Genomic DNA, 12159 nt, shown 5'->3' on the forward strand with positions numbered 1-12159 from the left:
CCAGATTATTTACTTTTTATATTTACTATTTCACGTATCGTTCCTTCAATAAAACCGGCATCTTCTCCCACATGGACGATTAAGGCGATAATGACTAGGTTAAATTCACCTTTGCCATCGGCAATCCGAACTTTTAGTGTCTGCGGTATTTGCGAGACGGAATTTTTAAGCTGTTCGATTTTATGTCTATCTTCCTGATGTACCCAAGCCATCAATTGCGACCAGGAGGCAGGCGCTTTTCCGCACCGCATCCAGGCAGAACCATTATGATGCCAGTACAGATGCCCGTTGGCGTTTAACCGAAAGCAATTAACCTGTTCTTGATCCAGCATGGCTCTCATTAACAGAAGACGCGCTTTGCGCTGATGTAATGCATTGATTATATTAGATAAATAACTACAGTATAACAACGCAGGCAAGGTTAATGCTGTGCTGTACCAAGCAGCTATCTGCACATTTTGTTGGAGATTGGTTAACGGGGATGAGAATGGCCCAAGACCAAAAATGGTGGCACTGACGATCCCCACTGTACACAGGGATAAAAAGCTGCTTAATACCAGCAGATTACCGCTTAGTGCTAGCAGCATCGGTAAGCTAAAAGAAAACAGCAGTGCGATCCCTTGCCAGTGTATTTTCCCGGTTTCCGGTGGCGGACTGATGAACAAGGCTGTCATGGCAAATAGGGCCACCAGCCATAAACCGTAGATTTTCCAGTTCTCAACCCTATTTTTCTCATAGGTGATACAGGAGATAACAAACAGCGTAAATGGCAGATAACTCAACACTGAGCCTACGACAATCGGTAATGAAACCGATATGTCGGTAGGATAACCAGAGAGATGAAGTATCCACTTTGCGGTAAATCGCTCAATGATGCCACTTAACGAACAGAGTACGGTCAGGCTAATGATCTCCCTTGCCCGTTTCGGGGCCCGCATGACACCGTAAAAAAACTGCCAGATCAGCGCTGTTACCACCAGCATCATCACATTGATACAGGAAAAGATCAGCGATACGTTTACCGGTCTTCCATACCACTGACTGGCGGTCAGTGCAATCAAGGCGCCCGTTATTAACCAGACAGGCCAATACCGTGGCGCCCTGGCGCAAAATATGCCTTGTAACAAGCCTGCCGGAAACCACACCAGTGATGACAGACTCCATACATCCCGTACCTGTAGGCTTAACAGTGCCAGCGCGAAATTGACCAATGTAAAAATAAACCAGAAGATCACTATCTTTTTCATTTTCATCGGGATCTTATTCCGTAACACTGATGTTACATTCGTAAGATAATAATAGCAGAGATAAGCGTTTACTACCCTTAGTTGATAATATTTGATTGTGATAGTTTCTTTTTGTCTGATCGTAACTGTATCTGACCTTCGGCAACATTCATCCAGACATCTTCATTGACTGGCGTATCACCGAGCAACAATTGATCTGATAACAGCGGCAGGACGAACTGAGTTAACAGATTATCAATTTCACGGGCGCCGCTCTCCGCTATCCGGCATCCTTCGGCGATAAAATCCACCAGCGTATCGCTATAGTGCAATTCACATTGAGTTGATTGACGATAGCGCACGACAACTTTATTCAGTTTATGGCGCACAATGGCATGCAGAATTTCGCCATGTACCGGCAGATAAGGGATAACCTGCAAACGACCTAAAAATGCTGGCGTAAAAATACGTTGCAGTTCTGGTCGGATAATTTCCTGAATGTCTTCCAGGTTAGCCGGGCGATTCTCTCCCTGCTCTTTTACCCCATGCATTGCTGCACGCATCACCAAATCTGATGCCGCATTGGTAGTCAAGATGATCAGCGTATTGCGAAAGTTAATCTGTTGCCCCTCGGCATCTTCCATCATGCCTTTATCGAATACTTGAAAGAACAACTCCAGCACATCGGGGTGAGCCTTCTCCACTTCATCAAGTAGCACTACGCTGTAAGGTTGACGCCGAACTGCTTCGGTCAATACACCACCTTGTCCATAACCGACGTAGCCCGGAGGAGAACCTTTCAAGCCGGAAACCGAATGGGCTTCCTGATATTCCGACATGTTAATCGTGATCAGATGATGTTCACCGCCATACAATTCATGGGCCAGCGCTAAAGCGGTCTCGGTTTTCCCCACACCGGAAGGACCTGCGAGCATAAATACTCCGGTAGGTTTAACCGGATCGGCCAGTTGTGCTTTAGCGATCCGAATTTGACGCGCTATCTGGCTGAGCGCATGATCTTGCCCCATGACCCGTTGACCGAGGCGGGTTTCTAACTGACGCAACACATCACGCTCATTTTCTACCATTCGGCCAAGGGGTATCCCTGTCCAGCCGGCAACAATATCTGCTACACAGGCGGCATCAACACAGTCAAAGACATAAGCGTGCTGATGGTGGCGTTGATGCAGTTCTGCCCGTAGCACAGGCAACCGTTCGTCATGTTCTTCACAAGCGAGGATGTCATTGACCAACTGACGTTGAGCGTGATATTCCGGCAAAATTTCTTCTAGTGATGCCTGCAATTCAGCCTGACGCTGCGCCAATTTTTGTAGCTGGGCTTCATGACCACCTTCACGCAGTAATGCTTCCTGTTCGGTAGCAATGTTTGCCAGCATGGCACGCAGATCTTCGATAGGTGCCGGTTCATCCGTCTGTGAAACTGCAACGCGGGCGCAGGCGCTATCTAACAAGCTAACCGATTTATCCGGTAACTGACGTCCAGTGATATAACGGTTGGCTAATGTAACCGCTTCTGTGACCGACTCTGCAAGTACTTTGACGCCATGATGTTTTTCCATTGCCGGTGTCATGGCGCGTAACATGGCGACTGCCAGCTCTAACGAAGGTTCTTCAACTTTGATCACTTGGAAGCGACGTGCTAGCGCTGCGTCTTTTTCAAAGTACTTCTTATATTCAGACCAGGTGGTTGCCGCAATCGCCCGTAATTCACCACGCGCCAGCGCAGGCTTCAACAGATTAGCCGCATCGTTTTGTCCGGCTTGGCCGCCTGCGCCGATCAACATATGCGCTTCATCGATAAACAGAATCACCGGTGTGGGATATCCTTTCACCTCATCTAATAATTTTTGCAAACGGCTTTCAAACTCACCTTTTACGCTGGCGCCCGCTTGTAACAGCCCCATATCCAGCGTAAATAATTCAGCCTGTGCCAAAACTTTCGGCACACGCCCTTCAACGATTCGTTGGGCAAGCCCTTCAATCAGCGCAGTTTTGCCGACGCCCGCTTCACCGGTTAACAACGGGTTGTTTTGGCGACGACGTAACAGAACATCAATTAATTGACGGATCTCCCGCTCACGTCCTAAAACCGGGTCTAGTTTGTTATCACGCGCTGCCTGTGTTAGGTGATGCGTGTATTGTGCCAGTGCGGATTGAGTATTATCCCCGACAGGCGTCGTAATTTGTTGTGGTTCCGTATGTGTCTGCGTACGCAACCACTGTTCTATCCCTTCTCTGTTACCCTGTAACGCTTGCTGTAGTTCTGAGGTAAGCAAATGGTGCAGTGACGGATTCATGATCAGTGTCACAATCAGTGCCTGAGCGGTAATCTGTGATGCACCCCAGTGAGTACTGGTATACATCCAGGTCTGTTCTATCCACTCAGTTAGGTTGGTAGCCAGTACCGGCGGACGATGATTACCACTACGTAATAGCGTTAGTGACCGTTGGCAGGCATTGAGCAACGTCATGGCATCAATACCACCGTGGCGACACACTTGTTCCATCGTCGGAAGCTGTTTTTCAAACAAAGCCAATAATAGATGTTCAATTTCCACTTCATGATGGGTGCGCCGTACCGCCAGATTCGCGGCTTCATCAAGGCACTGACGCGCTTCTGCCGTTAATTTACTGACGATCTGTTTAAGATAATTACTCACTTTTAGGTTTCCTTAATTCGTTCCAATGGGTGGTGATCTGTGATGGCAAAGTAGAGAGAGTTCCTTTTGCCACTGTTGGCTCACTTAGATTTAACAACTGGCTATCCAGTCGGCTACGTTGTTCCAATAACGCGGTTTGTTGTTGCTGATGTTGCTGCCACTGTTGATACAGTGTTGAAACAGCTTTGCTTCCGCTGACTTGATAGCGCACAGTAATGTTATTGATACCCAGTGCATTTAATTCATCGCGTCGCTGTGGGAACGCTTGTGCTGCCAGTGTTAGTTCACCGCGGGAAAAAGCGTGCATAAATTGCAGTAAACCATCGGGGCCTACGTAACTTTTGCTTAATGTAAAGCGGGGAAAATAGACATCAACTTGTACTTTACCGCATGTGCCGGGGCTCCAATGCAGCGTCAGGCTGTCATTGAAATTCATACTTTTAAGCTGCTGTACGCCATCATCACAACTCAACGTCACTGAACTGCCCACTGGCAATACTTTTGCCCCTTGGTTAGCGGTCGCTGGCTGACTGACAATCGTGACTTCCGCCGATGGCTTCTGTTCTTGCTTCGGTTCCTGTTGTGCCGTCGCCAGTTGTTGCTCGCTTTCCAGTAAGGCGAGTTTCTCTTGCAGGCGACGACGAATATCTGATGTCGCTGAAAGTAGGTCATTCGGTTGGATTAGGTTATTAATATAGAAAATGAAATCATCGTTAAACGGAAAGAGCACATCTTCCATTTCCTGACGCTTAATCCCTTCGGGGCGAATATCCAGCGCATACTCTGCGGTATCCCGTACAAATGCGTTGCTGTATTCATACAAACGCGCATTCAATTCCCGGCCATCAAACAGTTCCTGTCTGCTCAATTTTTCCATCGGCCAAATCACTTTACTTTCCCACTGGGTTTGCAAACGACTGGCGGCACTTAAGAAGGCGTAACGCAGTACCAGATGAGCATCACCCTGATAGAGTCGCCATAGGGTTTCATTTACCCCGGCATTCTGTTTGCTTTCAGCCTCATGGCGCCACAAGGTGAAGCGGCTGAACAATGCACGCAGGCCGCTATCGTCCAGTTCCCCTTTCTCGTTGTTTAACGCATTTTTAACCAACACTTCGGTTTCCATATCACTGAGCAACTCGCGTTGGCTATTTAACTGTACTGCTTGCCGGTAGACGCGATAGCGTGTCAGTACGTTGTCATCCAGCCGTACAGAGATCTGCGGTGAAATACCAAACCACGACATGATGCGCTGGCGTAAAGAGAGGTTTCCTAACGAGACCCGTTGCATCACGTTACTTTTTTGCACGTAACCATGCAGTTGCCATAAACGATGTTGCGTCTGTAACCAAGGTTGCTGCTCCGTCGACTCTACCGTGGATAAATCACGTTCTAACTGTGTCAGAAAGGTGATATAGGGACTGTTATATTGACCCGTTGCTAATATCAGCGTTTGCCAGTTTTTCTTGCCTCGTACTAACGTTTCTGCTTGAGGCATAGCCTGAGCGAATGCTAACCACTCTGATTGGCGCTGATTTTGATACTGTTGATAAAACGAACGCTGTAAAGGAGCAAAGAATTCCGATCTGTTAAGAGCTTGTGCCAGTTCGCCCAAGGTTGCCTGAATATCTTGCTCACCGGCTTGAGTATAAACACCACGGATACGAGCGTTAATTGTGGCGGCATCCTCGCTGGTCAATGGCCAGAAATCAGCCAGCGTCAGTGAATGGGTTCCTGTCGGTTGTTCGTCGGCTAACAGCCACTGCCAATTACCGCCATCTGCCAGTAGTGCCTGTAATGTGTCCTGCCATTGATCAAATTCTTGTTGTGCGTTGCCTTGGCGATATTGCGCCAGACGGAGTGCCACCCGTTGTTCTGTGGATAAAGGATCGTTTTCACCACTTAACAGTGAAGCTGAATAAGCAGGCATATGCTGTAAAGTTTCCAGCGTAGCGCCATGTGCCATTGCTTGTTCGATGTTAATAAAACGTGCCCAATGTAAAGCAAACAGTCTTTTTTGTGGTGCTTCCGCATTACGGAAACGCGTTAGCAAGTGTGTTGCTACCGATGCCGGGTTGAAGGCATTAACAGGCGCTTGTTGCTGGTATTGCCGCGCCATCCGTTGTTCCATCGTATGGGTGACCGGATAGAAAAGCAGAGATGGCAAGGTTTCTTGCAACCAGTACTCAGCTTTTTGATAACGCAAGTAACTCTGTTCAAGCGGGTCTGCCTCATGAATGCTCTCAAGCTGCGTAACACCACGCCAGGTAGTCATCAATGCATTGCCTGCGCCGTACACCAGCATCAAACTTAGTAGGCTAACGAATACGCGTTTGGTCAATGTCCGCCAACCTGTCAGCAATACGCTATCACTACGTTGATCTTGACTATGTTGAACTTGGGCTGGCAGATATTCTCCCAACAATCGGTGGCTGAAAATGCCCGTGGTTTGATGCTCCGCGGTAAAAAACATGCCACGCAACAGGCCATGCTCCAGATAATGGTCTTGGTCGAACAAGGCGTTCAGGTAGCAACCTAGCGCTGGTTGCAGTTGAGCGACGGTTTCTGGTAACGCTAAGACTGCTGCGTTGGGTTGCTGACGTTGCTGATTGAGCAACTTAAGACGCATCATTTTCAACGTATTAACAATGGTGCTCATACTCTTATCCAGCACGTCGGCGACGTTACCCACCGTGTGACGCTCAATAAAATCGCCTAGCAATTCAGCACGTTGTTCTACTGACAGTTGGGTGCACCAATGGTCAAACCCCGGCAATGTTTCACTGTGGGTAAGGATCAACCAGATTGGCAAGCGACGTTCCAGACGTATCTGTAATGGCTCCAACTGCGCTCGTACCTGACGTGCGGCGATATAGAGCGCTCTATTGTCGCTGTTTAGCAACTGTTCCACTGACAAGCAAACGAGTACACCAGCCGGTTTACGTCCCTGCGCTATCCAGCGTATCAGACGTAACCAGGCTTGCCGGTACAGGGATTGACCTTCGGTATAACGGCCGGAAACGACCATGTACATTGCCTGACGGAAGAACCACCAGCGACAGGTAAAGGTCTTTTCCGTCAGCGACGGCAGATTTTTCCCCGTCATGGGCGCTACATTGCAGCGTGTTAACAGCTTCTGTTTACCATTGCCCCGTTCTCCTACCACCAGAAACCACGGTGGAACAGGACCGTTACGGTGTAACGGTGAACGGAATCGACGCCAACTTTGTAAATGTCCTCCCTGCCACCAGTGCTGGTATAGTAAATATTCCAGACGGTTATCTCCTTTCCGCCAGAATTTATTTATCCAGCGCAGTTTATTCATTATTTGCGGTATGAATGCAATTGCCCCACGTAGCAGTAATAACAACAGAAATAGGCAAAGAAATAGTAACAGGCCACCTATTGTCGGCCACGAAAATACCACAGCAATAGTTAAACTGAGTAATAACAGGATAACCATCACGCTAAGCCAGCCAATGGCATAAAATAATTTTTTCATGTTTAATTTCCGAGTTTACCGGCCAATACTTAATAAATAGATGGTAATAAAAATATAAATTAATGTAAGAGATGACATTAATAATATTAATTTTCTGCGCCACTTATTATTGGAGTGCTTATTTTCTAATTTATTATCGCATCTATTCATTAATCGGTGATTTTCTAAAGCGAGATAACCACGCAAAGTATCAGGAAGATTATCTAATTCCTGCTGGATAATATTGTGTAATTCCAGATTATCACGTTTGCCATAACGACCATAAAATCCAGCAAGCAGGCAAAAAACATAGACCAATCGAACCTGATAATTATCCGGTACTAACGCGGCAAGGCGATCAAAAAACGTATTTCCACCCAATTCGGCATCATAAAGCTCTGCCTGTAACGATGATTGGCGCCAAATACTCAGTTCTTTCTGACCTGCACACAGAATGGCTTCATCTGCCCAAACCACCACGGCGAAATTTGCCTCTTCGATATCTTGCGCCCCGTAACCTTGCAAACGCGCCCTATTCTGCGCTTGAGTCAACTCAGATAATAAGGTTTGTCGCAGTGTTTCCGCTTGATTCACCTGCTGCTGGATCATGCGTAATACGCAGGTGAATACCGGAATATAACAATCCAACAACTGCATCATGATGCTCTCACTATAACGATTTCTATTTGTAAATCGTCTGGCGCATCTGCCCAGTGCACCGCCACACGTTCACTATCTTCTACCTGCCGCCATAACGCGCCACGGTTTTCTACCCGGAAATAGCGGGTATTTGTCCGGTTAGGTAAACCATGTGGCGCAATTTCCTGGTAGTACAGGCGCACACCGGGCAAAGCACGGTTAATAATGTTGTCGATCTGTTCCGCCGCTGCCAGTTTAATCAGGCGATCGTCAGGAATTTCACGCTCACGCTGGCTAAAGCTGTCAGAACGCAGCACCAAATAGAGCCGTTGTTGTTCATTGATGCTGGTTCTATTGAAGGCGGCATGATAATAACCGTAGCTTTCTTGTTGCAGAGGGATCACGGTGTTTGGTTCCAGCACCAGTGCATTAAGCAAATCGGCAATTGTTCGTTCACAACTATCAAGAGTTAGCGCCAGATCCAGATGCTGATATTTTTCCAGTACTGTTTCCTGCCCGTTCCACCCGCCTAAAAAGGAGCAACGGTCGGTAAAACAGGCAAGTTCGCTGATCAGTTGGCGCAATAACCCAAAAATCTGTAAGGGATGAACATCTCTCGCTTCCTGAAAATGGTGTAATTGCACGACATAACGCGCCAGAGTCCGTAGTGTCAGCAATAATGTGCTTTTTTCTTGGGTATAAATTTCCCCTTCCAGCGTTTGCGGGCGTTTCAACTCTTCCAATTGATGGACACGACCGGTTAACTCCTGACACAGTTGATCAATGCGCTGGCCCAGTTGCGGCACAGCATAGAGCGTTAAACATGGCGGTAGATAACGGTTATCCAGCACAATACCGTCACTGGTGCAATGCAGTTGGCCCACCGGTAATAATGTATAACCCGCTGCCTGAGCAATCTCATCGTGCAAGAAGAAACGTAAGTTATAGGTCAGTTGTTGCACTTCCGCTTCCGGGCCCTCGCCAAAGGCATCCCGCATACGCTGTTCTTGCGGCCATGTTACCCAACGGCTGGTGGTATTACCGACACTGTTGGCATCCGTGATACCGGTGACGTTACTCTGATTGTGGCTGAACATACGCAAGCCAACATAAATGCGCTGCGGTTTATCGCGTACTAACCAGCAATCCCGCAATGATCGGGCACTGAGCACGCCGTTGACATCACAATCCACGTAGCAACCATCGGGAAAAATGAACGCGGCGTGATGAACACTTAGCACTTCATCACTTAGTGCGGCCAGATTGAATGCAAGTTTCACCACACCAAAAGCATAAGGCTGAGTCAGTAATTGATAGCGCCCTTGCCAGTATTGTTGTTGCAATTCATGAGCCTGAAAGTGTTGCGGCTGTAAATACAAGCCTGAATACCAATACATCGGTTTATGTTCAAACATGGGTTACTTCCTCAACACATTTTCGTCACTGCCGGATTCTGCCGTTTGCCCGGGAAAAACTGTTTGTCCGGGGAAAACCACCTCATCTCCAGTGTTACCTGCTGAGAAATCACTGCGGGTAATGGCGTAACGTCCTAGCGTCAGATTAATGCGCACGGGAACAAATTCAGCGTTCCAGGAACTATTCCACCAACCGTGTTGCTCAAGGCGCAGCGGCAGTGATAATACTCGCGTATGAGTACTATCCGGCGCCGGGTAGTAACCGGCAATTAATGCGATATAACGCGCCTGTTCCGCTCTATCGATATGTAAAGATACGGATTGTCCCGGTATCATCACGTAATTATCCAACTGTAATATTTGCTCTGTTGCACCGGTGCCAGCAAATAAATTGCGTAATAACACCGGATTAGCCAGTAATTTATCTAATTGTTCACGTTTCTCTGCTTGAGCAATTAATATTGTGCAACTGTTCGGCGTATTATTAAAAACATTCAGTTGCGGAACCGCAGTTATTTTTAATTGAATGGCATTGCTGGCATAAACCGGCTTGGCTTGTTCAATTGCCTGCAAGCGTTTTTCATCGTTGGAGATAGAATGACTGCAACCACTTATTAAAATAATTGCTGTCAATATTAAAAAATGGCGTTTAATGACGCTATAAAAATTTATGTTATTCATTTGGCTCTCTGTTTATTTATGGTCCTTTCATCACGCGCATAATTTCCTGTAGCGCGGAAGAGTTTTCTGACATCATTTCTTCCAGCCATTCGGCCATACCCATATTTGCCCAACGCGCTGCACGTTCAATTAAATAGGGCACCGGACTGGTAGGTTCATTTTGACGAAAGTAATTGGCGATATTGATCATTTGTCCTATGGCGATAGTACGCATTTCATGATGCGCCCGATCTTCCGTTAAAAAAGTCGTATTCATGCCATTTGGCGCATCTCCCCCTGCCGCTACTGCTTCATTGCTATTGCTGGATTCCTGGCTTGAGCCTGGCGCCACCATTTCACGAAGTCGTTCGATTAAGGCCACCAGATCTTGCAATCGCTGAGTACTGGCACTCATGCTGTTACCGGCGTCTGGCAACAGGCTCGCCATGATCTGTTGCAGTTCTGCCAACGTCTTACTGACCTGTCCAGTTTGCACCAACAGTTGGTTAAATTGTTCGACTGGCGTAGTGCGAATACTGCCGTCACATTCAGCGATACCGAAATAACCATCACTGATCAAAGCGCTGCGTAATTCACTATTAACGGCAGCCCGTTGTTCAAAATATTGCACTCGTTGCCAGACGCTCAGACTCAATTTGCTATCATCGGTCAATGTCAGATTGTCCAATTGTTTCACCAATTGTTTATCCAACCAGCTCAATCGTCCAAGACGGGCATCTGCACTGTTTGCCTCTGTATCATCCAGCGGCGGATAAAGTACCGGCCAAAAAGTTTCCAGTAGACGAGAAAGTAATGTGATACCTCCACTAATACCTTCCAGACCATACAGTTCCCCTTGTGCCTGGGTTAACCAGCAGGCTATCTGCAAGTCTTTACTCTGTTTTTCCAGTACTTCCTGGCACAACGCTGAAACCTTCATCCAATCAGCCTGACGGGTTTCATAACCCCATGCATCGTCCTGGAGAAAATCGTCGTCAGTTTCCCGCGCGGCGTTTATTTGCTCAAAAATAGGTTCGTATTCGATATCGCATCCCGCTGGTTTGTCAGCCGTAATGGGCTGTAAAAAACGCGCGATATCTGTCTGGGCTAAGTTCACGGTGACGACTTCCATTTCAAGCAATAATCACTAATGGATAACCGGTAGTAATTGTGCCGCCATGTGCACACAGATCGCCGAGTCTGGCCGCAGGCCGTCCGCCAATCAATACCGTTGGACTGCCCATGACCACTGTATCCGGCGGCCCGACGCACACCAACATTGAACCCATTGTCGCCGCGGGTAATCCACCAATCAGCACTGTCGGTACACCTGGCGGCATAATCGGTCCGCCTACATGTGGCACCGGCGGTACCGCCGGTGAAACCATTGGACAAATATGCATATCACCCACACGGGCGGCTGGCATTGGCATCATTGCTCTCCTGATAATGTGGCTTCATGGTACAGATAGTTTTTGCGTCCCTGATCTTGTGACGGGGATAATTGCCTCAGTTGTTCGTGCGCTAGTTGAAAAAATTGCTCAACGTACCGCATTTGTTGTTCCGGCTGTTCACTATAAAGGTGCAATATCAGGCACAACGTATCGGCTAATACCGTCGGTGACTGCCACGGTTGTGGATAGACCGCTTCCAGATCCGGCGTGGTCATGCTGCCTTCACTCCAAAAGACGGAAAGCACCAGACATGAGATTGGGTTATCGAACCCGACTGTTTGCGCCTGTTCGAACAGCTGATGACGCAAAGGATCGCCACCATCAACCCACCAGCGCCGCACCTGCTGCAATAACGACCGTTGTCCTTGTATGAGATCGCGTTCGTAAACGCAGGAGATAAATGTCAGTACCAGCTCCAGCGCCTGCGTGTAAGGCAACATAAAAATGGTGTAGTACACCGCGTCTTGCCACAACATTTGCTGATTAAGCGCCGATAGATTCTGTTCATGTGCTGCGTGTTGTTGTAGTGCCAATTCCGCCTGTGGCGAAAGCTGGCAGTGTCGTAATTTAACCATGACTGCAAACTCTTATTGTTCGTTGATC

At 47.7% G+C, this 12159-nt stretch carries 9 protein-coding genes; all 9 read right to left on the reverse strand.

The genetic code is table 11. From position 1 onward, the window contains the following. Positions 1-5: 5 nt before the first annotated feature. Positions 6-1253: a diguanylate cyclase family protein gene (locus C6H66_RS09825; RefSeq protein WP_248000647.1), complete on the reverse strand. Its 1248-nt coding sequence runs from the start codon at positions 1251-1253 to the stop codon at positions 6-8. 71 nt (positions 1254-1324) lie between these two features. Next, a complete protein-coding gene (gene tssH, locus C6H66_RS09830; protein WP_105395467.1) occupies positions 1325-3907 on the reverse strand; it encodes a type VI secretion system ATPase TssH in 2583 nt (860 codons plus the stop codon). Next, the gene (locus tag C6H66_RS09835; protein ID WP_105395468.1) at positions 3900-7409 is read right to left on the reverse strand and encodes a type VI secretion protein IcmF/TssM N-terminal domain-containing protein; all 3510 of its coding nucleotides are present in this window, start codon (positions 7407-7409) and stop codon (positions 3900-3902) included. Before C6H66_RS09835 ends, tssH begins: the two co-directional genes overlap by 8 nt. Before the next feature lie 15 nt (positions 7410-7424). After that, positions 7425-8048, reverse strand: coding sequence for a DotU family type IV/VI secretion system protein (locus C6H66_RS09840; RefSeq protein WP_052739416.1), 624 nt, complete (start codon positions 8046-8048; stop codon positions 7425-7427). Continuing rightward, entirely contained in the window at positions 8045-9442 is a 1398-nt protein-coding gene (gene tssK / locus C6H66_RS09845) for a type VI secretion system baseplate subunit TssK (protein ID WP_105395469.1), read from the reverse strand. Before tssK ends, C6H66_RS09840 begins: the two co-directional genes overlap by 4 nt. Positions 9443-9445: 3 nt before the next feature. Beyond that, positions 9446-10123, reverse strand: coding sequence for a type VI secretion lipoprotein TssJ (locus tag C6H66_RS09850; protein ID WP_105395470.1), 678 nt, complete (start codon positions 10121-10123; stop codon positions 9446-9448). Positions 10124-10139: 16 nt separating this feature from the next. Then, positions 10140-11219 carry a type VI secretion system protein TssA gene (tssA, locus tag C6H66_RS09855; protein ID WP_105395525.1) on the reverse strand — a complete coding sequence of 360 codons (1080 nt, stop codon included), beginning with the start codon at positions 11217-11219 and terminating at the stop codon, positions 10140-10142. 16 nt (positions 11220-11235) lie between these two features. Continuing rightward, a complete protein-coding gene (locus C6H66_RS09860; RefSeq protein ID WP_173362525.1) occupies positions 11236-11535 on the reverse strand; it encodes a PAAR domain-containing protein in 300 nt (99 codons plus the stop codon). Continuing rightward, positions 11535-12131, reverse strand: coding sequence for a DUF6931 family protein (locus C6H66_RS09865; protein WP_105395471.1), 597 nt, complete (start codon positions 12129-12131; stop codon positions 11535-11537). Before C6H66_RS09865 ends, C6H66_RS09860 begins: the two co-directional genes overlap by 1 nt. Between the last annotated feature and the right edge of the window lie 28 nt (positions 12132-12159).

Origin of the sequence: Photorhabdus hindustanensis (genome assembly GCF_002968995.1) — a bacterium.
In the GTDB taxonomy this organism is placed as follows: domain Bacteria; phylum Pseudomonadota; class Gammaproteobacteria; order Enterobacterales; family Enterobacteriaceae; genus Photorhabdus; species Photorhabdus akhurstii.

Coding starts and splice junctions, on each gene's coding strand:
- C6H66_RS09825 (WP_248000647.1), bottom strand. CDS start 1,253: ATGAAAATGAAAAAGATAGTGATCTTCTGGTTTATTTTTACATTGGTC.
- C6H66_RS09835 (WP_105395468.1), bottom strand. CDS start 7,409: ATGAAAAAATTATTTTATGCCATTGGCTGGCTTAGCGTGATGGTTATC.
- C6H66_RS09840 (WP_052739416.1), bottom strand. CDS start 8,048: ATGATGCAGTTGTTGGATTGTTATATTCCGGTATTCACCTGCGTATTA.
- tssK (WP_105395469.1), bottom strand. CDS start 9,442: ATGTTTGAACATAAACCGATGTATTGGTATTCAGGCTTGTATTTACAG.
- C6H66_RS09850 (WP_105395470.1), bottom strand. CDS start 10,123: ATGAATAACATAAATTTTTATAGCGTCATTAAACGCCATTTTTTAATA.
- C6H66_RS09860 (WP_173362525.1), bottom strand. CDS start 11,535: ATGCCAATGCCAGCCGCCCGTGTGGGTGATATGCATATTTGTCCAATG.
- C6H66_RS09865 (WP_105395471.1), bottom strand. CDS start 12,131: ATGGTTAAATTACGACACTGCCAGCTTTCGCCACAGGCGGAATTGGCA.